Here is a 25973-nt window from a genome sequence, read left to right on the forward strand (position 1 = left end):
CGCCGTGGTCACGACCCGCTCCGGCGTATCATTCATGCGAGTCCACGAACCCGCCCAGCTCACAACGGGACCAGAATAGGGCCCCTGAAGCCCAAGCCTGTTTGGCCAATGGCGCCGTCATTGGCGACCTCCCCAAAATTCATGACTCGCGAAAGCGGCGGCACCTGGCCGGTCCGCCGGCACAGCGCCGCGGTCTCCGGCGCGGCGCCACTGCAGGGAACAATCAAATGGCGACCATTCCTCTCCAACTGGCGCAGCGCCGGCTCGATACCGGCACGGTGGTGCAATACCCACAGCGATCGCCAATCGGCGCGGCGATGCAGGGTTTTGGCGACGAGCTTTCCGCTGTCGCCGAGCGCCACCAGCAGATGAAAGAGCAGCAGGAGGCCTTCGACGCCGAACTCGCGCGTCGCCGGTTCAACGGCCAGATCGTGCAGGCGGAAGACGAGGTGGCGGCGAATGGGCCGCCCGATGGCGCCGGGCTGCATGACGCGATGTATGGCGAGGTCGATCCGCGCACTGGCCAGGCGGTCAAAGCCGGTCTGTTCGACAAGCTATTCGACGATGCCTTGCCGAACATGCCCGAGAGCCAGCGTGCCAATTTCGCCAGACAGAAGGAAGCGCTGCGCGCGGTTGGCGCGCAGCGCATGGCGCAGCGGCAGCTTCAGCGGCGCCAGGATTATGAGCAAGCCCAGGTCGACAGGGTACTGCAGACCAATGCCATCGCCATCGGCAAGGCCAATCCCGACGACATTGTCACCTTCGAAGCGGCTCGCCAGAACGGGCTCGATCTGATCGACAAGATGGGGCTCGATCCGCAGATCAGGCAGCAGAAGGTGAAGGACTGGTTCGGCACCGCCGCGAAGGCGCGCTTCGAGGCGCTGATTGCCAAGGACCCGCAGCGTGCCCTGGAGATGTTTGGTGTCGGGACGCCGGCCGAGTCCTTCGGCGGAGATGCCGCCAGCGATACGACCCAAGCGGCCGGCAGCTCTGTCTCGGGCAGCTCAAAGGCAGCTATCGGGAAAGGTGACCGCGTTGGAAAGCGGACGCCAGATGAGCGTGTAGCGCAGGCGTTTAGAGACGATCTTCCACAACAGGAACAGGCAGCGCTGGTTCGACAAGCGGAGGCGGCCAAAACGGCTCAGCAGGTTGAGATTCGCGCCAGCATCGGTCTGGCCGAGCAGAACGCGCCAGACGCCATCGCAAGGACCGGCGCCTATTCCGGCAAGATGCCTGGCCGGGATGCCTTCAGGATCGCCTATGGACTCGACGAGGGCGACAAGCGTTTCCAGGATTTCGACTGGCGGGCCGATGTCGGTCGTCAGGTTTTCGGCATGCGCCTCATGCCGAACCAGGCGATCCATGCCGCCCTTCGCGATGCCGATTCCGGGCCGAACAGTTCGCGGGAAGACCAGGCGCACCGTGAGACGACTGCCGCGGCAGTAGAGCTGGTGATGAATCACAGACGAGCCGATGCCGGGGGCTACGTCAGCAACGTGTTTCCTAATGTCGATGCCGCTTGGAAAGCCGTGATCGGCGGTGGGCTCGAGGATCCAAACGGCTATGACAAGGACGCCTATGGCAGAGCGATAGCCATGTCTGTCGCCGCGCAGGAACAGTTGGGCATTGAGAACATCCAGCCTGTGCCGCTGTCCATTATCCGTGATCTCTCCGATAATTATGACAGCCGCATTGCATACCAGCAGGACAAAAATGCGAAGGTAGGCGCACTGCTTGCGGGAACGTCCGGCGCTGTCGCTCGGGCCGCCGTGGCCCGGCAACTGGCCGATGCCGGTCTGGGCTGGATCATTCCAGATGCATACGGGTACAAGGCCCCGTCGACACTTTCGGTGTTGGCATCAGAAGGGAAAGCCCTTGGCAAGGTAGCTGCCAATGCAGGGATCGCCCTGGCCAACTTAAATGATTGGGTTGCCTACGGCATGTCCGGAGGAACGATCAGCCCTCCAGACTACAAGGATGCCTATTACGAGTCGTCGAATCCTGTCGAGAACCTGATGATGCATCAGGGGTCTGATGCATTGAGCTGGTCGATACCGTGGCCCGGGGCTGGTCGAGCTGCTACCGTCGAGAAAGGAATACTGGGCGCAATCGAATCGGTCGGTTCTGGAGCCGCGAAGCGCGCCGAAGGCCTCGTTGCCAACAGGCGGACCGGCGAGCTAGCTGAGGAAGGCGACGCAATTGTTGGCGGTGTGGACGCCGACACACTCCGATACCAGCAAGGGCTAGCTAGCTCCGCCTTTCCACCGGTGCCAAAATCCCAACGCTCATTTGACAATGCAATATTAGGCGCAATGCTGGCCAGGGATCCGGCACGAGTTAGATATAACGGAGCAACAGTAGGATGGGAGCTTTCAAAAAACTATCGCGCAACATTCTTTGGTCGAAATCCGCATCTAAACCCCGGCGACTACGTGGTTCACCATGGGTTCGAGCGGCAGATCCTAGATCGATATCCAGGTTTGTTTGCTGAAGAAGAATTGAACTCAATCGAGAATTTGCGCGGGATACACAAAAAATTTGACGTAAATTTACACAAGAAAGTTATTAGAGGCGACTGGGATGATTTCTTGAGGAGTCATCCAGTGGCAACCCGCCGAGAAGTTTTTGATAACATAACTGAGATTGATAAAAAATACGGTCATCTTTTTGATCCTCCCGTAGGTGAATGATGGAATATTTTTACATAAAGCCCGACGTCGCCGGCGGAATTGGCCCTGGCACCATCTTGGACACAAGCGTTCATCCCCCTGTTGTAAGCAAACTGATCTACCAAATGGAAGGTTGGTTCGGCGATGTTATCATAACGACCTTCCCGTGCTTTCTCGTCGTGGCTGAAGTCAAACAAGCCTTGCAGAACATCGGCTTCTCTGGTGCGAACTTTGCTCACGCCGAAATCACGAAGTCGGAAGACTTCCTGGAACTGCAGCCCCACGTAGAACTCCCGCAGTTCGTGTGGTTGAAAGTGGATGGGAAGGCAGGTCATGATGATTTCGGCATTGCTGGCGATCTGCGTCTGGTCATCTCCAAGCGCGTGCTGGATCTACTTGACGACTTTGGTATCCCATCCGCGACGGTTGAGCCTTACGACGGTCGGTAGGCGCTATTGTCGCCTTAGTTCGCGCACTGCAGTGGATATGCATGAAGTCAATCCAGTGAAGTTTGGTGGCAGTCCGATCGACTCCTCCAACAAGATCGTTCTGCCTCGCGATGTTCATCGACAACAGGGTACGCCGTGGTGGATCAGTTGCTGAAGGACCTGGGAGGATAGAATGGGATATAGTCTAACTGAGGGACGTTTCGATCCACCGGCTGAAGCCGCAGTTGTCGATGGCCTCTCCGCAAACCTGGGAGTGGCGCTGCCCAAGGATTACACCGATTTCCTTAAGGAGCATAATGGAGGTGAAGGATTCATCGGCGACAGCTATATAATTTTTTTCAAAGCCGAAGAGTTGGTAGACTTCAATCGAGAATATGAGGTTGAAAAATACGCACCAGGCATCCTCTTGTTCGCATCGAATTGCGGTTGGCGGCGATCCAGTCAGTTTGGAGAATAAGATCTGGTTGACCAGACAAGAGCATTTTGAAGCGGTGCGCTTCTGGAATCGAACTATCGAAATTCAGCGTAAGGCGGCACTGGAAAAGGCGGCACGGACGGATGGGTAGGGTGCGGGGAGCATTGACCCTGCGGAGGCCCGCTTCGGTTTGCAAGCCCACGAACCTACGGGGAGGATGCCGGCAGGGCAGGTGAGGGGCGGTGCCAGCATTTCAGAATTTTTGCGCTGCCGCTCGTCCCTCTGTCGGGACCTTCTCCCCGTGAACGGGGAGAAGGGGGCTACGCTCAATAATTGCCGTCGTAGTAGCGGTCGTCGCAAGGTGCGGTGTAGATGCGGCCGCTGTTGCGATCCTGGTAGCGGCAAAGCTGCTCGCCGCGCCGCTGCGGCGTGGTCGCACTGCCGACGACCGCACCCAAAAGAGCACCGCTGGCTGCACCGATGACGGTGCTCTTGGTGTTGCCGCCGATCGCCTGACCGACGAGCGCGCCGCCGGCGCCGCCGATCAACGCGCCGGTTCCGGCTCTCTGCTGGCCTTCGGTCTGCGCACACCCTGCCAGCACGGCAGTCAGAAGCGCGGCGGCAATGGCTTTCTTAATCATGTAAAGTCCTCCTTTTAAGCCCGAAGGGCCGAATAAATTCCCAAGTGCGGGCGCATTGCGGCGGAACGGGGGCACCGCGCCTCACGAAATAAGACATGGTTTCTTTCGTCTTGATGAACGAGGCTTCCCGTTCGGAAAGATCATGGTCAAATAAAAAAATCATAAAAATCATGGTTTAACAAGATGATAGAGCTGGCTCTATCGAAATGAATCAGGCTCCGGCCGCAACGAACCCGCCTGCGGCGAGTCCAGCCGAGCCCCCAAATCCCCCAAGAATGGAGACTGCCATGACCCGAGGTCTTTCCCGGACGCTTTCCCGTGCCGCGGCCCGCGAGGCCGGCTTTGCCCCGCCCAAATCCGGACTTGCCGCCAGAACGAGCGGGCAGGGCGGCGCATACCGCACCGTTTTTTCGTTCAACGCCATGCAAGTGCCGGTCACCGATGCGCTTGCCTATGCCAGTCAGAAGCTTTTCGATTTTCTCGGCGGCAAGGTGCGCATCAAGGGTGGCACCGCAAGGCTGCAATTCGCCGTGCTGACCACCCGCGCCTCGACCATCAACGACAATGCGGCACTCACCTGGTCGCTCGGGTCGGCGCCGGCGTCGAGCGCTGCTCTCGCGGGCACCATGGTCAACGTTCTGGCCGCGACCGGCCGCACGCTGGACGGCGCCGGTGTTGCACTATCAACCGCGTCGGTCGCCGATGTGGTTGCGGCGTTGACGCTCGATGGGACTGCGACGCCGGTCGATCTTTACCTGAACCTCGCCTTCGCCACCGGCACCGACATCGACGCCGATGGCACGATCGCCATCACCGGCACGATCACGCTGCTGTGGGAGAACTGGGGCGATAATGTCTAGGCGCTAATCTCCCCCGTTGAGGGGGAGATGTCGCCGAAGGCGACAGAGGGGTCGGTGCGACTGAGCGTAACCTCCGGCGACATCTGAGGTCGGCGTTCCACGCGCGCCATCTCCCCCTCGAGGAGGGAGATACCACGCTTCGCCGCCGGTGCCTCATCGCCTGCCTTTAATTCTCAACAAAGGAACATCTCATGACAGATCTGGCAGACGTCGGGTCCGTGGTGGCTTTGCCACCGGCGGGCAACCCAGTACGGCCACCGGCCAACGGGGACAACGGGTCCGCCCCGCCGGCCGCAAAAAGTTGGTTTGACGGTCTTTCCGAAGGCAACCGCAAGCTTGCTGAAACCAAGGGCTGGACCAAGCCTGCAAGCCTCGATCGGGTTTTCACATCCTATGCGGAGCTGGAGCGGCTGCAGGGTGAGAGCCTGCGCGTTCCCGCGGCGGACGCACCTGGGGAAGACTGGGACAGGTTCCATGCCCGGTTGCCTGAGGCGATGCGTCCGCTGACATCGCCTGAAAAGGTCGAGTACAGGCGCCCCGACGGGCTTCCCGAAAACTTCGCCTATTCGGATGAGCTCGCCAATGCCTCCAAGGCCTGGGCGGTCGAAGCAGGTGCCACCCCAAAGGTGGCGCAAGCCTATCATGACCGCTTCGTGGGCTACATGGCCGAGCAGGCCAAGGTGCAGCAGATCGCCCTTGCCCGGTCGGTCGAAGCCACTCACGACGACTTGGTCCGCGATTGGGGACCGACCGACAGCGACGGCTTCCGCCAGAGACTGGAGGTCGCCAACCGGGCGATGAAGAAGCTCGGCCTGGTCGATGCCTATAAGGCGAAGGGTATCCTCCTGCCTGACGGCGCCTTGACCGATCCGCAAATCGCCAAGGCGTTCCACGCCATAGGCGAGGCGATGTTTAGAGAAGACACGATCGACGGTGGCGCGGCTCTGAGTGGAGGCAATCCCTTCAAGCGCAACGCCGCCGGCGAACGCAACCTGACTGATATCTCAGCCCTCGTCAAAAGCGACCCCGCCCGCGCCCGCCGGCTGGCACGCGAGGCCGGGGAAAACCCCGACCTGTGGATGCCCAACAACCCCCTCTAAGTTGGACCATGATCTCCAGCGAAACCGGTTCCCACTTTTCGGGATCATGGTCTAGCCGCCCCCCACCAAACCTGAAGGAAGACAAAAATGGCAGAGGCCTATACCCGTATCGCGGACGCAATCGTTCCGTCCGTCTATGCACAATACTCGTTCGAGGAGCACGTCCAGTCGCTTGAGATCTACCAGGCCGGGATCCTGTTTTCCGACCCGGCCATCGCCTCGAAGCTTTCCATGGCCGGCCGTTCCGTCGACATGCCCGGCTGGAAGGATCTCGGCAACGATCCGTCCGAGCCGGTCAACGACGATCCGGCCGATTCGATCGAGATGAAGAAGATCGGCGCCCGCCGCGAGGTCGCTGCCCGCAATGTCCGCGCCCAGGCGTGGGGCATTCCTGACCTGACCTCGATCCTGGCCGGCGACGACCCGCAGAAGCTGATCGTGCGCCGCCAGACCGACTATTGGCAGCGTGCCAACAAGCTGACGCTGCTCGGCATCCTGAAAGGAGTGCTGGCTGACAACATCGCCAATGATGCGGGCGACCTGGTCCGCACGACCGGCGCCTCCATCGTCGACACCGACATCATCGAGGCCGCCTATCTGATGGGCGACCGCGCCGACAAGTTCAAGACGATCTGGATGCATTCGAAGCAGATGAAGGTGCTGAAACTCGCCGACCTCATCGACTATGTGCCGCCCTCCGAGCAGGGCGGGCCGTTGATTCCGTACTACATGGGCTTGCGGGCCGTCGTCGATGACGACATCCCGGTGGCGGCGGGCGTCTACACCGCCTTCATGTTCAAGGACAAGGCGATCCTGTGGAACGAGCTGCCGGTCAACACCGAAGGCGGGCCGCTGGAGTTCGACCGCAAGCCGCGCCAGGGCCATGGCGGCGGCGTCACCGAAATGGTCGGCCGCCGGCACTTCGTCCCGCACGTTCCGGGCACGCGCTTCCTCGACGCCTCCTCGGCCGGTGAATTCGCCACTGACGCCGAGCTGGCGCTGGCGGCGAACTGGGACCGCACGGCGTCGAGCGTCAAGAACATGACCTTCATCGCGCTGAGGACGACCGAGGCCTGAGCGGAGTCAGAAGGGGCGGGGCCTCAGAATCTCCGCCCCTTCTGGGCGCTAGACCGGCCATTTTGGCGAATCCGAAATTCGCGCGCCGTGCTGCCCAAAGTGATCCGAGTTTTGGATCTGGCTACACTGCTGTTGCACGTCGACCAATCGCCGTCACCGAACGGTTACACAAAAGGGCGATGCTTGCTTGTCTTGCAAAGGGGGTGATGATGAACATGACATACAAGGCAGTTCAGGAAGTGCTCCGAAAAGCGGGCATTGTCATGAGCAAAAAGGGGGAAGTTCACCGCATAAACTTCTTCAGCGGTTTGGAAAACACCGCCTATTACACGACAAGTCTTCAAGATGCTCTGGACAAGGGTTTGGCGATGGCGAGGAGCACTGGCAAGCTGCAAGCAAGCGCTTTTGCCGAGCCAACCGAAGCAGGGCGGATCTCGACGAGCGCACGCCTCGGCTGATGCCGCGGGATTTCAGGCCGCAAGTCATCGCCGCGTTGCGCGGCGACATCGTGAAACTGCAATAGCCCTAATATAAATCGTCTTTTTCTGTGCTCGAACGGGCACAAGGGACCAAAAATGCTGCCCGAGTCACCCGTTCCTGACGGGTGGTCGGTATCGTGACGGGTTCCTCGCACAAGACGTGCGAACGTTTTGCTCAAGCCAAAAATTCCAAATCCCCAGCCGCTACGAAGCGGCTTTTTGCCGTGGGGCCGCCATGCCCTGCCTTTCCCGATCCACACTGACGGAGGCCCTTAAACCATGGCCATCACCCCGCTCGACATCGCCAACATGGCGCTTGGCGTCCTCGATGAGGCACCGATCGATTCACTTGACCAAGATGTGAAACCCGCGCGTTTGCTCAATCTGCATTTCGACCTGACGCGGGAGGCGGAACTGACGAAACACGCCTGGGTGTTCGCCATCCTGGCGGCTGCCGTCGCCGGGTCCGATACCGGCAGCGGCGAGGGCACGCTGAACTTTGCCTATGAATTGCCCGTGGACTGTCTGCGGCCCTTGCCGCTGTCCCACAATGGCGAGCCGGACGGCGTGCCGATCTCGTGGCGGCAAGAAGCCGGGCTGATCTATTGCGACCAGCCGGGGCCGCGCCTCATCCGCTACGTCGCCAATCTGACCGATCCGAACGACTGGGACGCGCTGTTCACCGAAGTGCTGGTTGCAGCGCTCGCCATCAAGATCGCGCATCCGCTGACCCACAAGAGCGGCATGATCGATATCGCCCGCGGCGCCTATGACCGGGCGCTCGACGCGGCGTTCCACGCCAACGCCATCCAGCGTGGCTGCAGGCTTTCGACATCGTCCTGGGCGATCCAGCGCGGCGATATCAGGTGTGTGCGCTGATGACGACGCTCTATCCGGTCCAGGACACATTCGTTCGTGGCGAGATCAGTCCGCGATTGCACGCGCGCGCTTCGCTCGATCTTTATCGGGCAGCGCTTTCCAAATGCGAGAACTTCGTGACCTTGCCGCATGGCGGCATCAGGAAACGCGGCGGCACCATATTCGTCGGCGAGGTAAAGAACGCGGCCAAGACAACACGCGGCATCCCGTTCATCTTCTCCTCGGAGCAGGCCTACTGCCTGGAGTTCGGCGATTTCTATATCCGGGTCTATGCATATGGCGCCCGCGTTGGCACGGTCGAGCTCGCTTCACCCTATGCGGAAGCCGACCTCTTCGATCTCGCCTATCTGCAATCGGCCGACCAGATGTGGATCAGCCACAAGGACTATCCGCTGAAGGTGCTGACCAGGACAGCGCACACGACATGGACGCTGGAGGATTACCAATTTGAAGACGGTCCCTACGACCCGATCAACGATACCTCGACGACGCTGACGCCGGCCGATTACGGTTCGCTGACACCGGCGATGACGGGTCTCATCTCACCATCGGGAACTGTTACATCGACCAGCGCGGCGGCCGATGCATGGGAGGCTTTCGACAAGGACGTCGGCACCGACGTTGAATGGAGCGGAGTAACATCCGGCTTTGTTGGATATCAACAAGCTGGCGGGGCACAGGTCATCGTCGACGCCTACTATGTCACCGCAACAGACAGCGTCAATGTTGGCCGCCAGCCTGTTTCGTGGAAGATTGAAGGTTCGAACGACGGCTCTACATGGACGGCGCTTGACAGCCAGACCGGGCAATCCGGCTGGTTTGGTGGGGAGACGCGATATTACGAGTTCTTCAACAAAGCGGCGTTCGAATATCACCGCTTCCGTTGGTTGAGCGTCAACGGGCAAGGATCGTCCCAGTTCGCCGAAGTGACCATGAACAAGGCGGCGGCGAGCCAGACGCCGTTCAATCTCACAGCCTCTTCGATCGTCGGGATAAATGACGATGCTGGTTTTCAAAACAGCGATGTCGGGCGGGCTGTCCGCTTGCTGGGCTCTGACGGCCGCTGGCGCTGGGCGAAGATCATCAGCCGGACCAGCGGCACGGTCGTCACCATCCAGCTTTATGGACATGCGCTGCCCGACCTTAGCCCAATTACCCGCTGGCGGCTCGGGACATTCGTGCCCGGAAAATATGTCGAAAGCGGTTCGCTCCATGAGGAACGGCTGGCCTTCAGCCGCAGATTTTCGGTCTATGCGTCGGCGACCGGCGACTTCGACAATTTTGCGCTGGGCGAGAAGGATGACGCCGCGCTGGAATTCGTCCAGGCCGGCGGCGGCCAGGCCAACGACATCGTCTGGATCGCCGATTCCGACGGCGCGCTTTTGATCGGCACATCAGGCGGCATCCGGGCGCTGTCGGGCTCCGGCATCGACGAGGCGCTGACGCCGTCCTCGTTCAAGAACCGCAATTCGCGCACCTTCGGCTGCGCCCGCATCCGCCCGGTCGCTGCCGGGCAGTCGTTCCTCTATGTCACCCGCAGCCGCAAATCGATCGCCGAGCTGGTGCAGACCTCGGTCAATAAGTTCACCTCCGACGACATCGGCCAGATCTCCGAGCATATTCCCAAGCAAGGCGTCGTCGAGCTGGCGTTCCAGACCGACCCCGACCCGGTGCTGTGGTTCCCGCTCGAAAATGGTGAGCTCGGGGGCTACACGCACCAGCCGTCGCAGGACGTGCGCGGCATGCACCGGCATCACCTCGGTGGCGCCTTTACTGGTTCGGAATGGGCGATCGTTGAAAGTGCGGTTGTGACGCCAGGCCAGAACGGCGCCGACGATATCTGGCTGTTCGTCAAGCGCAGCATCGGCGGCGTGACCAAGCGCACCATCGAGATCATGACGGCGCCGTTCGAATATGGCGGCATCGACGACGCCTTTCAGGTCGATTGCGGCCTGACCTATTCGGGGGCCGCCGTCAACGCAGTCTCCGGGCTCGATCATCTCGACGGCGAGAGCGTCGACGTGCTGGCCGGCGGCAAGGTCTATAAAGGCCTGCCCGTCGCTGCCGGCCAGGTGGCGCTGCCGGGCGGCGCCCTGGCTGCGAAATGGCAGGTAGGGCTCGGCTACCACTGCGAGGCCAACACGCTGGAACTCGATGTCGGCGGCCGCGACGGTTCGATTGTCGGCCGCCGCAAGAAGGTCGCCAAGGTGATGCTGTCGCTGCTCGAGACCGACACGTCAGGGCTCGAAGTGCAGTCTTTCCTGCGCGGCCGCTGGGAAAAGGTGCGCATGCCGAGCATCGTCGCGCCAGACGGCCGGGCGACGCTATTCACCGGCAACGTCGAGGTACCCATCGACGACAGCTGGGAAGGGCAGGGCAGAGTGAAGATCCGCCACGTCAACCCGACGCCCTGCACCATCCGGGCGTTCACGCCGGTATTTGATGCCGAGCCTTAGCAACCGCTGATCTCCCCCCTTGAGGGGGAGATGTCGCCGAAGGCGACAGAGGGGGTCGGCACGTCCTGACGCGGCCCCCATCGCTTCCATCGCGGGCGAGAACGCCGACGCTCCTCGCGAGACGACCCCCTCTGGCCTACCGGCCATCTCCCCCTCGAGGGGGGAGATCACCCGCTCCGCCCTCCATCGCTTTCCCACAAGGAACTCCCCGTGAACATAATCCCCCGTGCCGAAAATCTCGGCAGGGCGCGGACGGCTGACCATTTCGCTGCCGTCATCGCTTTGCTCGACACCGATCTCAACACTGCTGCGGCCCGCAAGCAGGAACTGGAACAGGCCGAGGATCGCGCGATCTTCGGCGACGGCGACCTGGGCGAGGTGCGCGCCGCGCTCACCGACTGCAATGTAGCAATCGCGCTGCTGGAGAAAACCGTAGAGGCAGCGAACAAGCGTCGCGCCGAAGCCGCCGAAAGGGAAGCTTGGGCCGACGTCACGGCACTTGGCGACGAGATCAAGTCCAAGGCCGCTTCGCTCGGCGCGCGCTGGCGCACCGTCCAGCGGCTGGTCGAACAGCTGCGCCAGGAATTGTTCGAGGCCGATGCCTTGAGCCGCACCATTGCCACCGCAAACGGCCTGTTCGACGCCGCCGGCGTTGCCGAGCTGAAGATCAATCTGACCACCATGCGGCGCGCCGCCATGGCCGGATCGCGCGCGGCAGTGCCTGCCCGTCTCAGCCGGCCGGCGATCCAGGCCGACAGACTGCTTCTGTCCTTCCTCAGCCCCGGCGGCGCACTCGACCCGCGCCCGGCGCTCGGCGCGCCTGTGGAAGGCGTCAAAAGCAAGTTCACTCCCGCCAGCGAACGAGGCTAACCATGTGCACACTTGCCCTTATCGGCACGGCTCTTTCGGTCGGCGGCGCGCTGGCCGAGGGCCAGCAGTCGCGGCAGATGGCCGATTATCAGGCCAAGGCCTATGAGCAGCAAGCGCAGGCCGACGCTCAAAGCGCGGCCTTTGAACAGAGCCAGGAGCGTCACAAGCAGGAACTCTTGCTGTCGCAGGCGCGCGCCCAGGCCGGCGCCTCGGGCGTCGGCATATCAGGCTCGCCGACCGAGGTGTTGGCCGCCAATGCCAGGCAGGGCCAGCTCGACATCAAGGCGATCCAGTACGGCTCGCAGCTGCGCCAGAATAATCTCACCACGCAAGCCGCGATCTCGCGCTTTTCCGGCAAGCAGGCGGTGGCCGCCTCGATCTTCAAGGCCGGCGGCAATCTCGTCGACGGCCTCTCCAAAATCCAGGACCCGACCAAGGCGTCGGTCCCAGGCGCGGCAGCCAGCGCGGTGCCGAGCCGAGCCGTGATCTTCGGCAGCTCGGCCCTCAGGGCCCCGTGGGCAGGGAACAACTAGATGGCCACCATCCCTCTCCAGCTTGCCCAGCGTCGGCTCGATACCGGTAGCGTGGTTTCCTATCCCGGCGGCTCGCCGCTCGGTGCGGCCATGCAAGGCTTTGGCGACGAGCTTATGGCCGTCGCCGAGCGCTATCGGCAGCGCAAAGAGCAGCAGGAAGCGTTCGACGCCGAGATCCTGCGCCGGCAGTTCGACGGCCAGATCGCGCAGGCCGAGAATGACGCGACCCAGAACGCGCCGGCAGACGGGGGCGGCCTGCACGACACAATGTATGGCCAGGTCGACCCTCGCAGCGGCCAGGTGGTCAAGCCAGGCCTGTTCGACACGCTCTTCGATGGCACCTTGCCGAAAATACCCGAGGGCCAGCGCGCAAATTTCAGCAAGCAGAAAGAAATCCTGCGCGCGGCCGGTTCGGCGCGGATGGCCACCAGGCAGCAGGCGCGCCGCGACGAGTATGAGCAGGCCGAGTGGAGCAAGGTCGATAACTTCTACACCGGCTCCATCGCGCAGAGCGATCCCAACGACACCGCAACGTTCGAAGCGATCCGGCAGAGCGGGCACGACCTGATCGCCAAGATAGGCAATCCGGCAGCCAGGCAAGCGGCCGAAGCGGCCTGGCGCAGCAACACGGCCAAGGCGCTCGTCCAGGCGATGATCGCCCAGGACCCGAAGCGCGCTGCCGAGATGCTGGGTGGGGAGCCGGTCAACGGCGGCAGGACCAAGGACGATACCGTCGAGGCGGTGGGTGGACCGCAGGCGAGTGGGTCTGGCGTGCTGGCGATGCGTGGCAACCGCGTTGGCAGGCCTACGCCGGACGAAATCGTGGCGCAGGCCTTTCGGGACGACATCGCGCCCGAAGACCGCCCAGCATTGGCACAGCAGGCCCGAGCCGCCGACGCGACACGGCAAGTCGAAACACGCACCAGCATCAGCCTGGCTGAGCAGAATGCGCCAGCCGCCATCAGGGACACTGGAACCTATTCCGGCCCGATCCCAACGCCGGAACAGTTCGTCGCTCTCTATGGCGCCACCGAAGGCGTCAAGCGCTTCCAAGACTTCAACAGGACCGTCGAGGTCAGCCGCCAATTCCACGGCATGCGCGACCTGTCGAATAGCGCCGTGCGGGCCATGGTCAAAGACGCCGACCCCACGGCAGACAGTTCAACGCCGGAAGAGGACAAGGCGCGTCACGACGCTATCGCCACTGCTGCGGACCTGACGTTCAAGGCAAGGCAGGCCGATCCGGGCGGCTATGCCCGCAAGGTATTCGCTAACCTGGATGCCGCCTGGAACAATCTGACGAAGCCTGAAGATTATCAGGCGGCAATCATCGGCTCTATCGCCGCCCAGCAACAGTTGGGGTTTGAGACCGCCCAGCCGCTACCCAATTCTGTCGCTGAGGACATTGTCGGCGAACTCAAGGCCCAGCCGCAAAACCAGACCGCAGAGCTGCGCAATGTGTTCGCGGCGCTACCGCATCAAGCAGCGCGCGAAGCGGTACTGAGCCACTTGCTTCAGACCAGTGCGTCCCAAACGGACAAGAGCATAGCGGACAGGTCGGTCCGAGCAGCTGTAGTCGACCCGATGGTGCTGCTCGATCTAGCCAACACTGTCGATCCAGGACGATCGGCAGCAAACGCGGAACTCACCAACTACATCCCGACGAATCAAGAGTGGCTCGGGAGATTGATAGCCGGCGACAGTGAGAGGGGGAGCCTGTGGCGTCTTCTCGCGCAAAAGCTCGTGGGTTCCGACGGGCTCGGCGAAGACAGCGTCTCGGTGGCCGACTTCACACCGTTGGGGACGTCGTTTGCACTGGAGAAGGCTGGAAATGCAGCGCTGGAAGGCAATTACGGCGAAGCACTGCTCAATGCCGCAGGGGCAATTCCTAGCGGCAAGTTGGTGGCCGTGCCCCTGCAACGCGCCGCCGGGAAGATTGCCAAGCCCTGGGTAGAGAAACTCTCAGTATTTTCGAGGCTGCCGACAGACCTAGCCGAAGGTGGCGAGGCGCTTGTTCGCGGAGTCGACGCTGAAACCTTTCGGTTCCAACAAGACTTAGCTCGGTCGGTCTCGCCACGAGCTCCACGCCGGAAGACGCGAGCCGGTGAAATATCCGATAGTGCCATTGAGACCACGCTACTAGGTGCGATGCTTGCCAGGAACCCGTCAACTGTTAAACATGCCGGGGCGAAAGTTGGATGGGCGAAATCAAAGGACTATCGAAAAACCTTCTTCGACGCGAATCCTGGCCTCAACAAAAGCGAATATGTCGTGCATCATGGTGTCGAGCAGGGAGTTTTTGAAAAGTATCCCGGGCTTTTTACAGAGCAAGAGCTAAATTCAATCGAGAATCTTCGTGGAGTCCGAAAGGAGTTCGACATAAATTTGCACCTTAAGGTTCTTCGGAGCGAGTGGGATAGCTTTTACAAGAAAAACCCTCATGCTACCCGTGAGAATGTCCTTGACTATGTTACCGAAATCGACAAGAAGTACGGTCATTTGTTCGATCCGCCAATAGGTGAATGATGAGATACTATGACATTCTGCCCGATGTGGCTGGCGGATTAGGCGACGGTACGGTCATGGATACAAGTGTACATCCTCCTATCGTAAGCAAGCTTGTGTACCAGATGGAGGGATGGTTCGGTGACGTTCTTATAACAAGCTTTCCATGCTTTCTTGTGACGGAAGACGCCGCGCACGCATTATCAAAAATCGGCTTCACCGGAGCGACATTCGCCCCTGTGGAAGTCGTAACGTCCGAAGATTTCCGCGAACTTCAGCCCGAGGTAGAGCTTCCATCTTTCGTGTGGCTGAAGGTAAACGGGAAGGCGGGGCAGGATGATTTCGGGATCGCCAAGAACCTTAACCTCGTCTTATCAGAGCGGGTCTTCGATGTCTTTGATGAAAGAGGTCTCCCTTCCGCTACCATCAAGCCGTTCGACGGTGGGCAGGAGGACCGTTGAGGTTTGCGAGAATGCGGCCCGTCGCAGTAGAGCCGTTGCTATATATGAGTAATCCCGTTTCGGATCTAAACGCTCTGATTCGCCGGGCGGCCGCGTTCAGTCGCGCTGTCATCGGGCGGTGGTCTGATTGTGGTCATGATGGTAGCCTATGGCAGGCTCCAACTGTCGCGCAAGCGGGTGGCCGGGAGACCATGCCAGGCCAGCCGACTTTTCAGATGAAGGACTGTCCCTATCTTGTTGCGTTTAGACTCTTATCCGATGGCGGCAAGGATCGTTTTTCTGGTCACGTTGGCCGGCGTTCTCATGCTCGCTCTTCTGCCGGTGCGGTTCTTGCCGGATCTCGGCATGGCCGTTCATGATGACAAGCTCAATCACGCCGCCGCCTTCGCCGTTTTGGCGGCCTTGGGAGGTCTTGGCTGGCCTGAGCACAAGGTAAGGCTGATTGTTCTCCTCGCTTTTATCGGCGCGGCGATCGAGATTCTCCAGGGCGCGCAGCTGATAGGGCGCGATCTGGATGTGCTCGACTGGGTTGCCGACTGCGCCGGCATGGCGTTCGGGCTGACAATCGCCGGCTGGACAAAGGGGCGCGTTGGCGGGTTGCCGTAGGTCGAAGCGGTCTTGGGCGCCCTTTTTCTTTCGAGACAAGACCCCGGCTAAACTCCGGATACGCCATGGACCCGCACGTCCTGCGGGCGCGCTGAAATCATAGAGCACTTTTCAGGCCTCGCTTCGCGGGGCTTTTTTCATGGAGCAAGCCTGATGGCCCGACCTGCAACTGCCGCCGTTCGACTTCTGACCGGCGAACGCGAACCCGTGCGCCTGGCGACCACGGCCAACATTATCCTCCAGGGACTCAAAACCATCGACGGTGTCATGACCGAAGTCGGCGATCGAGTGCTGGTCAAGAACCAGACCGACGCAAGACAGAATGGCATTTACACCGCCTCGGAAGGGACTTGGTACCGCGCCGCCGATGCGCGCGCCTCGCGCGAAATGCAGAAGGGTACGACAGTCCATACCCAGATCGGGACCGCCAATGCCGACCGGGTGTTTTCGTTCACCACTGATGAGCCGGTGATCGGCAATGACCCAATCACGATCATTCCATTCCTGCCTCCTGATATCGAGGGAGTAGCGGAGGTCGCTATCGACGCAGCCGCGATCTCAACAACAAATGTTGGGCTGACCGCCGCCGACCGTACGGCGACCGCCGCCGATGTCGTTTCAGCGGCTGCGTTTGCAGGACAGGCTGCCGCCGCTGCTGGTGGCGTCATCTATGACACCACAGCGCTCGGCATTGCCGCAACGGTCAATGGGCAGTTCTTCATCGTCAAAGGCGATGGCGTTTCGACCTATGCCTTGATGTGTAAGAACGTCGCCGGCGTCGCGACGCTGATCGCTAGCTATCCGAGCAAGGCGGCGCTCGACGCGACTACATCGACTGTCGATGGCTTAGCGATGCTCGGAGGGCTAAGTGTCCCGACTGCGAAGCTTATCGAGGCAGCCGGGGCCGGTATCAACCCGTCTCTCTACAGAGCCAACTTTTCATACGTCAATGGTGACATCCTTGAGCATATAGTCGAGGCCAGGGCGGATGAACGCGGGACTGTCCAGATTATCAGCACGGTGCCGGGGGCGGCGTACAATGCTACGCTCAATCTCTTGGAAGGGACCATCATTGCCTCTGGCGGGGCCAATCTGGTCAGCGCCATTGCCACAGCCCTCGGTGGTCGGTTCTACGAGCTAAAGGTGACTGCACAGATTACCGCAAGTGTATCTAGCAGCGCACAGTGCCGCATATCACCCACCGCCTACACAGGCGATGGCGTGTCTGGAATATACGTCCGCAAGCATCTCATCCGGAAGCAGGGAACGACCGCCAACCTGTTCCCGAGTAGCGATCCGACGAGCCTGACCTTCACTAGACAGAACCTTGTAGACGTGATCAACACGACCACGCCAGAGGCGCTTGCTATCCCAGCACTTGAAGACATCGTGAACCAACTGGACGTGCTGATCAACGGCAGGCTCACGGCAACCAAGCTGGTGGAACCGGTAGGTTCGGGAAGCCCGGCCTTCTGGCAACCCCGTGCGGGACTTGTTATCGGCGATGATGTCGAGATCGAAGTTATTGCAAAGCGTGATGAACGTGCCCGGCTCAACCTGTTCTCCAACTCAGGCGCTCGGTATGATGTGACGGTCAATCTCGAAGTAGGATCCCTTACAGTCAACCCGACGTTTCCGTTGCCGGCTACAGCCTCGATCACCCCGCTTGGCAATTCATGGTACAAGATCAAGATAAATCAAGAGGTAGATGTTGCTGGCGGCATGAACCCGCAGCACCGGATATTCTCTGCTACAGGAGGCCACCCCTATGTTGGTGACGGCGTGTCCGGACTGCATGTGCAGTCATCGGTCTTCAAGGTTAACGGCGGGCCGAACCTCAATGTATTTCCGGAAAACCTTTCGATTGTGCCGTGGACACGCAGCGTGGGCACAACGGCACGCCCCAACGATAGCCTCTACTTGGGCATCCTATCCGACCCGGCCGACATCGGTGGAGGATCTTATGATGATGGTAGCACAGAGCTTATCGGCAAGAAGTGGGCGGCCCTAGGTTCCAGCATCACCGCACAGAACCAGTACACCGATCCACTGGCCGAACAGACCGGTATGCTTGAGACAAATCTCGGTGTCGGCGGCGCGGCACTGGGTGCGTCGAACACAGCCTATCCTAGCTTCGGCATCTTTGACCAGATTGCCAACATTCCAGCCGATACGGAGCTCGTCACCCTAGAAGCGGGCATCAACGACTTCGGCGCGCAGGAATGCACACTCGGCGAGCTAAACGACATCACAAAAGAAACCTCCTTCTATGGAGCGCTCTTCGCTGCTGTTGGGGCCATCAGGGCGCAAGCACCGAGTGCAAAGATCGTGTTCATCACGCCTTTCAGCGGCGGACCCGGCCACGCGACCCACAAGATATTGAGGGTCAACGGCCAAGGGAACACCCTGGGCCAGTTCATGCAAGCGGTTCGGGACGTCGCGAACTTGACCGGCTGGCCCTGTGTCGACGTCGGCGGCAAGAGCGGTATCGGTTACTTCACCCCATTGCTGTATATGTCTGACCAACTGCATCTTAACGGTTTCGGCGGTGCTCGGTATGCCGCTTTCGTGGCGGAGGCTCTGCGGTGGCTGGTCCGTTCCGGCTTTTTCGGGACTTGATCTCTCTAGACCGAGACCCTCCAGTATGGCAGACATCGGTGAATGCGCATCTTCTCTGCCATTCTTGCTCTTCGTCGTCGCTTCTGGTCATGGATCGCCACCGGCGCAGCCAAGGAGAACGCAACCATCGGGCCTCGAACCTGCTTCGGTGCAGGGGCGGAAATCTTCAACATCCACGGCGACCGGTCTCGGGTCTCAATTGGGGCGGACAGCCATTTGGATGGGCATTTGCAAGTCTTCGCCCACGAGGGTCGGATTGAGATAGGCGATTGGTTCTATCTGGGAGCAGGATCGACGATTTGGTCCTCGGACCCCACCGGGATCAAGATCGGCAATCGAGTTCTTGTTTCGTCATACGTTGCAATTCACGACACCAACTCTCATCCGATGGATGCGGAAAAGCGGTTCGCCCAAACGGAAGCAATCTGGCGTACAGGACACCCGCGAATCGATCCCGGGATTCGTTCGGCCCCGGTGACGATCGGCGATGATGTTTGGATCGGGACCGGGGCCATGATCATGAAGGGTGTAACAATCGGCAGTCGAGCGGTCATTTCGGCCGGATCGATCGTACGTTCGGACGTCCCCGCCGACGCTTTAGTTCGGCCTGAGGCGCTACTAGTAAAATGATGTGTTTGGCTGCTGTGAAGCGAAGTGGTGGGCAAGTGTACGTTGCCGTCTCAATCTCAGGGCGCCTCGATAAACGGCATGTGTTTGATCCGCTCCCACTGGTCTTTTGCTGTCGTGCCGGACCAACGGTTGCGGAGGGCACTCTCTCGATAGGCTTGGGCGGGATCTAACTCGGGCATGTCCGAAGCGTGAGGTAGAAAGAAAACATTCCCGCCAGCCGCCGAAACAGCGACCAGTTTATATCCTTGATCTCTGCAGAGCTTCGTTAGGGCGATGATCGAAGCGCCGTGATACCAGCCGCTGTCGTGCTTCTGCTTTCGATCGAACGACGGATCATACGGCACTGTAATCGGATTGAGGCCAAGGCTGGCGTTGTACTCGACGGAGATCACGGCTGGACGCGCGGGCAGCAGCTCTTTGAGAAACCAGTAATCGTTCCCATCAACATCGACGGAGAGCACGCCGAGCTTGGGGAAATGCAATCCAAGGCTCTTGACGTTGTCAAGCGTGATGAAGTTCTGCCGAGCCTCAATGCGCTTCGGGAGGACAGCTTTTGCGAGGCGGACAATTGTGTCGTCGCCATCAACAAGCAGGCCATTAAAATCTTTTAGGCCGATGCAGTTGTATTCGGTGGGGTGGAAGCCGAACTCGACGAAGGTACGCGGGCAATTGACGGCCAGCCGGGAGAGGATGGCACTTTCATCGGATTGTGGCGCGCCGCCTACGCGGGCCTTCAGCAGATGATAGTAGTAGCGGAGCGGCGTGCTGCGCAGGAACGAATGCGCACGTGTTTGGATGCTCATCTGAGATTGCCCTCGGCGGGATGTCGCCTCGACATTTGAGGCAAGCCGCGCTGCTTTGCAAGTCACAGGTAACACTTCGCCAGCCAAATACGCAGCGGCTATCTATGGCCGTCCTGCGGCTTACCGTGAGGCTGGCTGTTCGACCACCAGACAAAATACAGCGAACCCATCTTCATGACCGGCACGCGGCGCTCGCGTTCTTGCGCCCGCAATTCCCGATAGACTTTCATCTTCAGAGTGCCGCCCGGCAACTTGATACGCACTGCCATCGGTTCAACTCCCGCCGTGCAACGCAATGATGATGTGCAATGCAGCAAGTAGAGACCTTCCCTCGCGGAAGAGTCAACATCGCATCACTGACTATTTCTGTGACGACCCACGGTACAGGCGTCGGATAACGGTTTTATGATCACGACGGGGTTACAGCGCGTCGCGTGCCGGGATGTCCAGCACACTGGGTTGGTCGTTCAATGGACGCCGCCGGTTCGACCACCAGGTGAAATACAGCCACCCAATTTTCAGCATCGGTATGCGGCGAGCGCGCTCGCGCTCACGCAATTCCCGATACACCTTCATCTTCAAGGTGCCGCCCGGCAACTTGATACGAACCGCCATCAGCCCAACTCCATTGTGCAGTGCAGCAAATAGAGAGCTTCCGTTGGGGAAGAGTCAATGGGCGATCATTGACTATTTCTGGGGCTATTCCCCGGACTGATTCCAGAAGGATCCGGGCGCCAGCGCCGGCTCATCGTTCTGGCGGGCGTCGGGATGGACGATCCGACATGCTGCTCGGCCACCAGATGATGAAGTAATTTCCGACCTGCCAGACCGGGACTTCGCGCTTCTGTTCGCGACGGCGCAGCTCGTCCCTGGTCTTGATCTTCAAGGTCCCGCCCGGAAGCCTGATCCTTATTGTCACGTGCCCTCCCGCACCATGCGTCCCACAAGGTACGAACGGTTCATGGGAGCGGTTTCATCCCGGCTAAGCAATTTCGGTCCAGGCGACGTACGGATCGAGCTGTTTTCAGATGGTCGACACCGTCACTTGAAGAAATCCGCCATGCCTTGGATGGCCAGGAACGCGTAGAGGATCGGCCCAGCGACCAGCCCGCAATAGAGGCTGAAGATCGCTGCCAGCGCCACAAGCAGGGGCTTGTCGCGGCCGACCGCGCATAGTTCGGCCTTCACCGTCCAGCGCGCCGCGGCTGTTCCTTCGTCTTGCGACATAGGCAAATCCCCATCCTCCCGTTCGGCTCATTTCACACAATCGGTTGCAAACATCAACCTGCCCGCGAGGGCGGAAAGGACAAGGCCATGGACACTACATTCAAGGGCGCTGCCAGGCGCCTGGACGACCTCGATCTGCCGAGGCTAGGCGCCAGGATTGGCGTCGGCGAGGATGAGATCCATGCCTTTCTCGATGTCGAGACCAGCGGGCATGGCTTCGACGCGCAGGGCCGGCCCATCATCCTGTTTGAGCCGCATGTCTTTTTCCGCAACCTCTCGGGCGCGGCGCGGGCGCAAGCCGTCGCCGCCGGCCTTGCCTATCCCCGGTGGGGTGAAAAACCTTATCCCCGGGACAGCTATCCGCGCCTGAAAGCCGCCTGCGCCATCGACCAGACGGCGGCGCTCAGATCGGCGTCGTGGGGGCTCGGCCAGGTTCTCGGCGAGAATTTCAAGGCGGCCGGCTTCCTCACCGTGCAGGCGATGGTCGAAGCCATGATGGAAGACGAGGCGCTGCAACTGGCGGCGGCGGTCAATTTCATCGCAGCGAACCGGCTAGACGACAAATTGCGCAACCACGATTGGGCCGGATTCGCCAAGGGCTACAACGGGTCCGGCTACAAGAAAAACGCCTATGACACCAAGCTGGCCAACGCGTTCGCCAAGTGGTCGCGCACCAAGGACACCCCGTGGCCGCAGGCAGCCTCGCCAGTGCCTCCACAGCACATGCCATCAGCTCCGCAGCCGCCGAAGCTCGTCAGTCCACCCGCCCCTGTACTCACGCCAGCGGCAAAACCAAGCCCTGCCTCCGAATACGTCGAACGCAACTGGCTGTGGCGCATCATCAACGCCGTACTCGGCTTCATCTTTCGTCAGAAAGGCTAAGACCATGCTTGTCGATCAACCCAACGCGATGCCGTCGCGCAAACTCACTGCCGCCATGATCTCGGCTTCGCTCGCCGGGGCCATCAAGGCTGTCGTGACCAATGCATGGCCGCAATTCGCCGACCCCATGATCTGGGAGCCGTTTCCCATCATCGTCGGATTCGCAGTCGGATATTTCGTGAGGGAACGCCGATGACAACCGCCTTCTGGATACTGACCGCAATCGCCGGATGGCTTGGCTTCGGCATGGCCGGCCTGATCCTCTACATCGCTTTTTGCGTGGCGACGGGGAGGCATATCCTGTGACCACGACCCTCACCATTCTCGGCGCCATCATCGGCAACAAGACTATCATGGCGATCTTCGCCGCGCTGATCGGCGGGCTAGGGCTGTACGTCGCCGGCGGCATCAGCCGGGCCAAGAAAGAGGCGGCAAAGCAGGCGGCTGAAAAATTTGCCGCTGCGCAGGATCGCCTCGAAATGGGCCGCGAGGCGACCGGTACCGAACGTGCGGCGCGCGACCTGCCGGACGAAGCCGCACGACGGGAGGCGATTAGATGGGCAAAGCGCTGATTGTCTGCCTGTTGCTCGCCGGATGCACCACACCGGCTTCCTTTAGCAACCCACGTCAGGTCTGGTGCGACCACAACCAGCCGCGCCGTCCGTCCGCTGCCGTCGTCGCCGCCATGACGCGGCCTGAACTTGATGAGGTGAATGCTTACAACGGGAAGGGCGCCAAATGGTGCCGGTGGAAGCCATGATGATACAGGAGCTTCTCGACGCTCTCGGCATCAAGGCGCCGGTGGTGGTCGCCGGCCTTTCCGGCGGTATCTTGCGGGCCTTGTCGCGCCACCGCTACAAGGTCCGCGAGATGGTGGCGTCGCCGATCTGCGGCGCGCTGGCGGCCGCCTATCTGACGCTTCCGGTGGTGCATTACTTCCGCGCCACCGGCCTGCCGGTTCCGGCTACAGACGACGACACCACGACGCTGGCCGCGGCGTTCCTCATCGGCGTCTCGGCGATGTGGATCTCGGACATCGTCTTCGAGGTGGTGGTGAGGCGGTTCAAGCCGGGGGAGGAGGAGTGAGATCGCGCCTGTTTTCCTGCCTTGTTGTGCCGCAACACAGGATCCGCCGGAAAGGCGGCTTAGGTTGAAGGTTGCGGAACCACGGGCGAAGGTGCGCGTTAGACACAACCCTTGTGAGGATGCATCATGCCAGCTCGCGCAATAGCCTCGACCGCCGCGGCGACCCTGCTCGCCGCCACAAGCATGGCTTACGCCCGGCCGGACGCACGCACCATGACATGCGAACAGACGCAGCAGCTGATCCGAAGCCGGCGCGCGGTCGTCCTCACCACCGGCCGCAACACCTATGACCGGTATGTCCGTCAGTTCGGCAACGAGTGCGACTGGCCCGAAGTACCTGTCACCTCCTATGTCAGGACGCGTGACGGTCAATGTCGGCTCCATCGATGCGAGGAACCGGTCTTCGATTTTCCGGACTGAGAGGCAGCCGGGGCTCGATCCTCGGTTTATAAGCACGACGCTTGGTCGATGCCGCTACAGTAGCAATCGCTGATCAACGATTGCCAGATACGCCGCGCCCGCCCCGGCAACGGGGCGGCTTTTTGGCGTCTCGAACTGATGTCATTCCGCATTGCCGCCCAAAATTTTGCGGGCGTTTCCTTGAATCCAGCATGGTGCCGGACGCGTTGCCGCATGCGGGAACCAATCGCCGCCCACCTGCTTTGGCAAGGAGGTGATCCTCCGCGGGAAAGGAGTTCGGTATGAAACCTTTCGCATTCTTGCCAAGCAGTTCGGTGATGCTCGGCGCGCTGGTATTGGCGACGGCGTTGGCGGCGCCGGTTGTCGCCAGAGCGGATAACCAGCCACCCGACCAGGCGCCGGCCCAGTCCGGCCCTTGCCAGGCCCAACCGCAGAACGGCCAGCAGCAAAAGCCGCCGCCCGCCAACAACGGTGGTAGCAGCAGCCTGACTGAAACGCTTGATCCTTGCAACGGCGTGCTGCTGCCGCCGCCGACCGGCGATCGGGGCATGGCCGCGCCGCCGCCGGACGAAGGCAAGACCCCGGTGCTCAAGCCCGGCGAGGTGCCGGCGCAGCCGCCGAAGCAATAATTAGGCATTTTTTGCCGCCTCGCACCCCGACGGGTGTCCAGCGCCGGCAGGCTTTTTTGCCGCCAGGCGGAACATTAGCTATAGCTAAATGTTTCTTTCGAAGCAGTCGATATCACCCCCCTCCGGTATCGCTGCTGGTCGGGCAATCCGATCGGCCCGCGTGCCTGCGACAGGAACGCGGGCCACTGCGGTCGCTCGCAGCAGCCCGCATCAGGGCGGCGATCATTTAGCCGCCGCTCACGGAACAAGAAGGTTGCGTGAGCGTTTGCAAACAGGGCCCGCCGCTTCCGACTATGTGTTGTTGTTGCCAAGCCGGAAGGCGAAGTCCGCCAACAAGAACAGGAGAAGACGATGAAGATCCACCTTGTTCCTGCCGCCGCCGGGCTGGTGCTGCTCACCGGTGTCGGCGTGGCCACCGCAGACCAGGTGATTGTCACGCCCGAGCAGCAGACAGTCATCCGCGAATATGTGGACAGGCACCCGCTGGCGTCGATCAGCCTTCTGGGAGTGGAGCTCAATGTCGGTTCCACCTTGCCCGACACGGTTGAACTTCAGCCGATCGAGGTTCCCGATGTCGAATACAGATACGTGGTCGTCGACGACCGCACCGTGCTGGTCGATCCAGGCACGCGCAGGATCGTGCAGGTCATCGACTGACCTTCACCCGCCGCTCCCTTCAAGGGGAGCGGCGGCTTGCCGGCAGAAAACCGGCTGCTGATTGTCTTGTCGCGGGACGGAAAGGAGCCATTTCCATGTTGCCGCATGTCGAGTCATCCAATGTAGCCGCATCTGTCGATAAATTGCTTGCTGAAAGGGGCACTTCCCTGTTGTCGATGAAGGACGTGATCGCAGCGGTGCGCAAGCGGACCGGGACGGAGCGCTCGGACGCGGATCTGGCGGGGCTGATCACCAAGAAGGCGGCACTTCTCGGTGTCGCGGTTTTGTCCGACTAGGCTGAGGCAGCTCAAGACGGCAGTCGAAATTTCAGCTAAAACAGCTGTTGCTCAGGCTTGAACCGATGGAGGCAACAGTGACGGACGACAGGCAGGAACGCATTCGTCAGCGGGCTCACGCAATCTGGGAGCAAGCCGGCCGACCAGACGGCGCGCATCAGCAGCACTGGGATCAAGCCGCCGCCGAGATCGACGGTGAGGACAGCCAGCCGAAAGGGAGGGCGGCTCGGCCAAAGAAGCCAGCGGTCGTCAGCGCCCCCCAAAAAACCGACTCCAAGGTCGCCCAGCCGCGCAAGACCTCAGCAGACTAAAGCATATAGAGCTTCGGCCGCGGGACGAAGCCGCAGCCGAAGCGTGAGTTATCAAGATCGATCTCGGCTACTACTTCCCGCAATGGTTATCGTTGACCGTCGGTGAAACCGTGCCGGGAGCCTTGTTCGTTGCGTCAGGCATCGCGCCCTGCGGACCTATAGGGCAGTTCTGGTCGGCATTGGAATTCAAGCCGTCAGGACCGGCAATAATGCTACCGGTAATCCCCGGATCGACAGCGTTCCGATCGGCCAGATCCGGATCGACCGGGGCCGGGTCGATGACGACGCTTCTGTCGCTGCCGGTATCGATGTCAGCGTTTGGGTCGCTGACATTCTGGGCCATCGCAGAAGTGGCCAGACCGGCGGCAAGTACCGACGCTGCGAGAATTTTCATAAGCATAGCTTGTCTCCGT

At 60.8% G+C, this 25973-nt stretch carries 32 protein-coding genes; 26 read left to right on the forward strand and 6 right to left on the reverse strand.

What is annotated here, in order from left to right; all coding sequences use genetic code 11:
* Window positions 1-227 precede the first annotated feature (227 nt).
* From AC0L26_RS17425 to AC0L26_RS17435, 3 genes are all read left to right on the forward strand, one after another.
* Window positions 228-2690: a hypothetical protein gene (locus tag AC0L26_RS17425; RefSeq protein WP_473633650.1), complete on the forward strand. Its 2463-nt coding sequence runs from the start codon at window positions 228-230 to the stop codon at window positions 2688-2690.
* Window positions 2690-3118 (forward strand): hypothetical protein, encoded by a 429-nt coding sequence (locus tag AC0L26_RS17430; RefSeq protein ID WP_473633651.1) that lies wholly within the window; start codon window positions 2690-2692, stop codon window positions 3116-3118. Before AC0L26_RS17425 ends, AC0L26_RS17430 begins: the two co-directional genes overlap by 1 nt.
* 172 nt (window positions 3119-3290) lie before the next feature.
* Window positions 3291-3575 carry an SMI1/KNR4 family protein gene (locus AC0L26_RS17435; RefSeq protein WP_473633652.1) on the forward strand — a complete coding sequence of 95 codons (285 nt, stop codon included), beginning with the start codon at window positions 3291-3293 and terminating at the stop codon, window positions 3573-3575.
* A gap of 284 nt (window positions 3576-3859) precedes the next feature.
* On the opposite strand, the gene AC0L26_RS17440 is transcribed toward AC0L26_RS17435, so the two are convergent.
* The gene (locus AC0L26_RS17440) at window positions 3860-4174 is read right to left on the reverse strand and encodes a YMGG-like glycine zipper-containing protein (protein WP_354487959.1); all 315 of its coding nucleotides are present in this window, start codon (window positions 4172-4174) and stop codon (window positions 3860-3862) included.
* A 287-nt stretch (window positions 4175-4461) separates the two neighbouring features.
* On the opposite strand from AC0L26_RS17440, the gene AC0L26_RS17445 reads away from it, so the two are divergent.
* From AC0L26_RS17445 to AC0L26_RS17505, 13 genes are all read left to right on the forward strand, one after another.
* Window positions 4462-5034 (forward strand): hypothetical protein, encoded by a 573-nt coding sequence (locus tag AC0L26_RS17445; RefSeq protein WP_473633654.1) that lies wholly within the window; start codon window positions 4462-4464, stop codon window positions 5032-5034.
* A 191-nt stretch (window positions 5035-5225) separates the two neighbouring features.
* Window positions 5226-6134 (forward strand): hypothetical protein, encoded by a 909-nt coding sequence (locus tag AC0L26_RS17450; RefSeq protein WP_473633655.1) that lies wholly within the window; start codon window positions 5226-5228, stop codon window positions 6132-6134.
* Between the two features lie 87 nt (window positions 6135-6221).
* Window positions 6222-7211 carry a Coat protein gene (locus tag AC0L26_RS17455; protein WP_473633656.1) on the forward strand — a complete coding sequence of 330 codons (990 nt, stop codon included), beginning with the start codon at window positions 6222-6224 and terminating at the stop codon, window positions 7209-7211.
* A 209-nt stretch (window positions 7212-7420) separates the two neighbouring features.
* Window positions 7421-7669, forward strand: coding sequence for a hypothetical protein (locus tag AC0L26_RS17460; RefSeq protein WP_473633657.1), 249 nt, complete (start codon window positions 7421-7423; stop codon window positions 7667-7669).
* A 300-nt stretch (window positions 7670-7969) separates the two neighbouring features.
* On the forward strand, window positions 7970-8569 hold the full coding sequence (locus tag AC0L26_RS17465; RefSeq protein ID WP_473633658.1) for a phage connector family protein: 600 nt from the start codon (window positions 7970-7972) through the stop codon (window positions 8567-8569).
* Window positions 8569-11025 carry a phage tail protein gene (locus AC0L26_RS17470; protein ID WP_473633659.1) on the forward strand — a complete coding sequence of 819 codons (2457 nt, stop codon included), beginning with the start codon at window positions 8569-8571 and terminating at the stop codon, window positions 11023-11025. The genes AC0L26_RS17465 and AC0L26_RS17470 overlap by 1 nt, the downstream gene beginning before the upstream one ends.
* 210 nt (window positions 11026-11235) lie before the next feature.
* The gene (locus AC0L26_RS17475) at window positions 11236-11895 is read left to right on the forward strand and encodes a hypothetical protein (RefSeq protein WP_473633660.1); all 660 of its coding nucleotides are present in this window, start codon (window positions 11236-11238) and stop codon (window positions 11893-11895) included.
* A 2-nt stretch (window positions 11896-11897) separates the two neighbouring features.
* Complete coding sequence (locus AC0L26_RS17480; RefSeq protein ID WP_473633661.1) at window positions 11898-12428, forward strand: hypothetical protein; 531 nt, start codon at window positions 11898-11900, stop codon at window positions 12426-12428.
* Entirely contained in the window at window positions 12429-14954 is a 2526-nt protein-coding gene (locus AC0L26_RS17485) for a hypothetical protein (protein WP_473633662.1), read from the forward strand. It abuts the gene before it with no gap.
* Window positions 14954-15394: a hypothetical protein gene (locus AC0L26_RS17490; RefSeq protein WP_473633663.1), complete on the forward strand. Its 441-nt coding sequence runs from the start codon at window positions 14954-14956 to the stop codon at window positions 15392-15394. The genes AC0L26_RS17485 and AC0L26_RS17490 overlap by 1 nt, the downstream gene beginning before the upstream one ends.
* Before the next feature lie 258 nt (window positions 15395-15652).
* Entirely contained in the window at window positions 15653-16000 is a 348-nt protein-coding gene (locus AC0L26_RS17495; protein ID WP_473633664.1) for a VanZ family protein, read from the forward strand.
* Window positions 16001-16153: 153 nt separating this feature from the next.
* Window positions 16154-18619 carry an SGNH/GDSL hydrolase family protein gene (locus AC0L26_RS17500; RefSeq protein WP_473633665.1) on the forward strand — a complete coding sequence of 822 codons (2466 nt, stop codon included), beginning with the start codon at window positions 16154-16156 and terminating at the stop codon, window positions 18617-18619.
* A 42-nt stretch (window positions 18620-18661) separates the two neighbouring features.
* Window positions 18662-19249 (forward strand): acyltransferase, encoded by a 588-nt coding sequence (locus AC0L26_RS17505; protein ID WP_473633666.1) that lies wholly within the window; start codon window positions 18662-18664, stop codon window positions 19247-19249.
* A gap of 56 nt (window positions 19250-19305) precedes the next feature.
* On the opposite strand, the gene AC0L26_RS17510 is transcribed toward AC0L26_RS17505, so the two are convergent.
* The 4 genes from AC0L26_RS17510 to AC0L26_RS17525 form a co-directional block, all read right to left on the reverse strand.
* Entirely contained in the window at window positions 19306-20052 is a 747-nt protein-coding gene (locus tag AC0L26_RS17510) for a hypothetical protein (protein ID WP_473633667.1), read from the reverse strand.
* 98 nt (window positions 20053-20150) lie between these two features.
* A complete protein-coding gene (locus AC0L26_RS17515; protein ID WP_473633668.1) occupies window positions 20151-20321 on the reverse strand; it encodes a hypothetical protein in 171 nt (56 codons plus the stop codon).
* Between the two features lie 151 nt (window positions 20322-20472).
* Window positions 20473-20667, reverse strand: coding sequence for a hypothetical protein (locus AC0L26_RS17520; RefSeq protein WP_473633669.1), 195 nt, complete (start codon window positions 20665-20667; stop codon window positions 20473-20475).
* Between the two features lie 426 nt (window positions 20668-21093).
* The gene (locus tag AC0L26_RS17525) at window positions 21094-21279 is read right to left on the reverse strand and encodes a hypothetical protein (RefSeq protein ID WP_473633670.1); all 186 of its coding nucleotides are present in this window, start codon (window positions 21277-21279) and stop codon (window positions 21094-21096) included.
* An 87-nt stretch (window positions 21280-21366) separates the two neighbouring features.
* On the opposite strand from AC0L26_RS17525, the gene AC0L26_RS17530 reads away from it, so the two are divergent.
* The 10 genes from AC0L26_RS17530 (at window position 21367) to AC0L26_RS17575 (ending at window position 25560) form a co-directional block, all read left to right on the forward strand.
* Window positions 21367-22161: an N-acetylmuramidase domain-containing protein gene (locus AC0L26_RS17530; RefSeq protein WP_473633671.1), complete on the forward strand. Its 795-nt coding sequence runs from the start codon at window positions 21367-21369 to the stop codon at window positions 22159-22161.
* 4 nt (window positions 22162-22165) lie between these two features.
* On the forward strand, window positions 22166-22357 hold the full coding sequence (locus AC0L26_RS17535) for a hypothetical protein (protein WP_473633672.1): 192 nt from the start codon (window positions 22166-22168) through the stop codon (window positions 22355-22357).
* A 106-nt stretch (window positions 22358-22463) separates the two neighbouring features.
* Window positions 22464-22733: a hypothetical protein gene (locus AC0L26_RS17540; protein ID WP_473633673.1), complete on the forward strand. Its 270-nt coding sequence runs from the start codon at window positions 22464-22466 to the stop codon at window positions 22731-22733.
* Window positions 22718-22921, forward strand: a complete 204-nt coding sequence (locus AC0L26_RS17545) for a hypothetical protein (protein WP_473633674.1) — start codon at window positions 22718-22720, stop codon at window positions 22919-22921. Before AC0L26_RS17540 ends, AC0L26_RS17545 begins: the two co-directional genes overlap by 16 nt.
* Window positions 22900-23247, forward strand: a complete 348-nt coding sequence (locus tag AC0L26_RS17550; RefSeq protein WP_473633675.1) for a hypothetical protein — start codon at window positions 22900-22902, stop codon at window positions 23245-23247. The genes AC0L26_RS17545 and AC0L26_RS17550 overlap by 22 nt, the downstream gene beginning before the upstream one ends.
* Before the next feature lie 126 nt (window positions 23248-23373).
* Complete coding sequence (locus tag AC0L26_RS17555; protein WP_473633676.1) at window positions 23374-23667, forward strand: hypothetical protein; 294 nt, start codon at window positions 23374-23376, stop codon at window positions 23665-23667.
* 281 nt (window positions 23668-23948) lie between these two features.
* Window positions 23949-24296, forward strand: a complete 348-nt coding sequence (locus AC0L26_RS17560) for a hypothetical protein (protein ID WP_473633677.1) — start codon at window positions 23949-23951, stop codon at window positions 24294-24296.
* 351 nt (window positions 24297-24647) lie between these two features.
* Window positions 24648-24953, forward strand: a complete 306-nt coding sequence (locus tag AC0L26_RS17565) for a DUF1236 domain-containing protein (RefSeq protein WP_473633678.1) — start codon at window positions 24648-24650, stop codon at window positions 24951-24953.
* Window positions 24954-25048: 95 nt separating this feature from the next.
* Window positions 25049-25249 carry a hypothetical protein gene (locus AC0L26_RS17570; protein WP_473633679.1) on the forward strand — a complete coding sequence of 67 codons (201 nt, stop codon included), beginning with the start codon at window positions 25049-25051 and terminating at the stop codon, window positions 25247-25249.
* A gap of 77 nt (window positions 25250-25326) precedes the next feature.
* Window positions 25327-25560, forward strand: coding sequence for a DUF2934 domain-containing protein (locus AC0L26_RS17575; RefSeq protein WP_473633680.1), 234 nt, complete (start codon window positions 25327-25329; stop codon window positions 25558-25560).
* A gap of 70 nt (window positions 25561-25630) precedes the next feature.
* Here AC0L26_RS17575 and AC0L26_RS17580 read toward each other — a convergent pair whose 3' ends face one another.
* Window positions 25631-25954: a hypothetical protein gene (locus AC0L26_RS17580; RefSeq protein ID WP_473633681.1), complete on the reverse strand. Its 324-nt coding sequence runs from the start codon at window positions 25952-25954 to the stop codon at window positions 25631-25633.
* Between the last annotated feature and the right edge of the window lie 19 nt (window positions 25955-25973).

It is taken from the genome of Mesorhizobium sp. WSM4823 (assembly GCF_055811195.1).

What these genes read in the sequence shown, in the direction of transcription:
- AC0L26_RS17425 (WP_473633650.1), top strand. Translation starts at nt 228, where the DNA reads ATGGCGACCATTCCTCTCCAACTGGCGCAGCGCCGGCTCGATACCGGC.
- AC0L26_RS17430 (WP_473633651.1), top strand. Translation starts at nt 2,690, where the DNA reads ATGGAATATTTTTACATAAAGCCCGACGTCGCCGGCGGAATTGGCCCT.
- AC0L26_RS17435 (WP_473633652.1), top strand. Translation starts at nt 3,291, where the DNA reads ATGGGATATAGTCTAACTGAGGGACGTTTCGATCCACCGGCTGAAGCC.
- AC0L26_RS17440 (WP_354487959.1), bottom strand. Translation starts at nt 4,174, where the DNA reads ATGATTAAGAAAGCCATTGCCGCCGCGCTTCTGACTGCCGTGCTGGCA.
- AC0L26_RS17445 (WP_473633654.1), top strand. Translation starts at nt 4,462, where the DNA reads ATGACCCGAGGTCTTTCCCGGACGCTTTCCCGTGCCGCGGCCCGCGAG.
- AC0L26_RS17450 (WP_473633655.1), top strand. Translation starts at nt 5,226, where the DNA reads ATGACAGATCTGGCAGACGTCGGGTCCGTGGTGGCTTTGCCACCGGCG.
- AC0L26_RS17455 (WP_473633656.1), top strand. Translation starts at nt 6,222, where the DNA reads ATGGCAGAGGCCTATACCCGTATCGCGGACGCAATCGTTCCGTCCGTC.
- AC0L26_RS17460 (WP_473633657.1), top strand. Translation starts at nt 7,421, where the DNA reads ATGAACATGACATACAAGGCAGTTCAGGAAGTGCTCCGAAAAGCGGGC.
- AC0L26_RS17465 (WP_473633658.1), top strand. Translation starts at nt 7,970, where the DNA reads ATGGCCATCACCCCGCTCGACATCGCCAACATGGCGCTTGGCGTCCTC.
- AC0L26_RS17470 (WP_473633659.1), top strand. Translation starts at nt 8,569, where the DNA reads ATGACGACGCTCTATCCGGTCCAGGACACATTCGTTCGTGGCGAGATC.
- AC0L26_RS17480 (WP_473633661.1), top strand. Translation starts at nt 11,898, where the DNA reads ATGTGCACACTTGCCCTTATCGGCACGGCTCTTTCGGTCGGCGGCGCG.
- AC0L26_RS17485 (WP_473633662.1), top strand. Translation starts at nt 12,429, where the DNA reads ATGGCCACCATCCCTCTCCAGCTTGCCCAGCGTCGGCTCGATACCGGT.
- AC0L26_RS17490 (WP_473633663.1), top strand. Translation starts at nt 14,954, where the DNA reads ATGAGATACTATGACATTCTGCCCGATGTGGCTGGCGGATTAGGCGAC.
- AC0L26_RS17495 (WP_473633664.1), top strand. Translation starts at nt 15,653, where the DNA reads ATGGCGGCAAGGATCGTTTTTCTGGTCACGTTGGCCGGCGTTCTCATG.
- AC0L26_RS17500 (WP_473633665.1), top strand. Translation starts at nt 16,154, where the DNA reads ATGGCCCGACCTGCAACTGCCGCCGTTCGACTTCTGACCGGCGAACGC.
- AC0L26_RS17505 (WP_473633666.1), top strand. Translation starts at nt 18,662, where the DNA reads ATGCGCATCTTCTCTGCCATTCTTGCTCTTCGTCGTCGCTTCTGGTCA.
- AC0L26_RS17510 (WP_473633667.1), bottom strand. Translation starts at nt 20,052, where the DNA reads ATGAGCATCCAAACACGTGCGCATTCGTTCCTGCGCAGCACGCCGCTC.
- AC0L26_RS17515 (WP_473633668.1), bottom strand. Translation starts at nt 20,321, where the DNA reads ATGGCAGTGCGTATCAAGTTGCCGGGCGGCACTCTGAAGATGAAAGTC.
- AC0L26_RS17520 (WP_473633669.1), bottom strand. Translation starts at nt 20,667, where the DNA reads ATGGCGGTTCGTATCAAGTTGCCGGGCGGCACCTTGAAGATGAAGGTG.
- AC0L26_RS17525 (WP_473633670.1), bottom strand. Translation starts at nt 21,279, where the DNA reads ATGTCGCAAGACGAAGGAACAGCCGCGGCGCGCTGGACGGTGAAGGCC.
- AC0L26_RS17530 (WP_473633671.1), top strand. Translation starts at nt 21,367, where the DNA reads ATGGACACTACATTCAAGGGCGCTGCCAGGCGCCTGGACGACCTCGAT.
- AC0L26_RS17535 (WP_473633672.1), top strand. Translation starts at nt 22,166, where the DNA reads ATGCTTGTCGATCAACCCAACGCGATGCCGTCGCGCAAACTCACTGCC.
- AC0L26_RS17545 (WP_473633674.1), top strand. Translation starts at nt 22,718, where the DNA reads ATGGGCAAAGCGCTGATTGTCTGCCTGTTGCTCGCCGGATGCACCACA.
- AC0L26_RS17550 (WP_473633675.1), top strand. Translation starts at nt 22,900, where the DNA reads ATGGTGCCGGTGGAAGCCATGATGATACAGGAGCTTCTCGACGCTCTC.
- AC0L26_RS17555 (WP_473633676.1), top strand. Translation starts at nt 23,374, where the DNA reads ATGCCAGCTCGCGCAATAGCCTCGACCGCCGCGGCGACCCTGCTCGCC.
- AC0L26_RS17560 (WP_473633677.1), top strand. Translation starts at nt 23,949, where the DNA reads ATGAAACCTTTCGCATTCTTGCCAAGCAGTTCGGTGATGCTCGGCGCG.
- AC0L26_RS17565 (WP_473633678.1), top strand. Translation starts at nt 24,648, where the DNA reads ATGAAGATCCACCTTGTTCCTGCCGCCGCCGGGCTGGTGCTGCTCACC.
- AC0L26_RS17570 (WP_473633679.1), top strand. Translation starts at nt 25,049, where the DNA reads ATGTTGCCGCATGTCGAGTCATCCAATGTAGCCGCATCTGTCGATAAA.
- AC0L26_RS17580 (WP_473633681.1), bottom strand. Translation starts at nt 25,954, where the DNA reads ATGAAAATTCTCGCAGCGTCGGTACTTGCCGCCGGTCTGGCCACTTCT.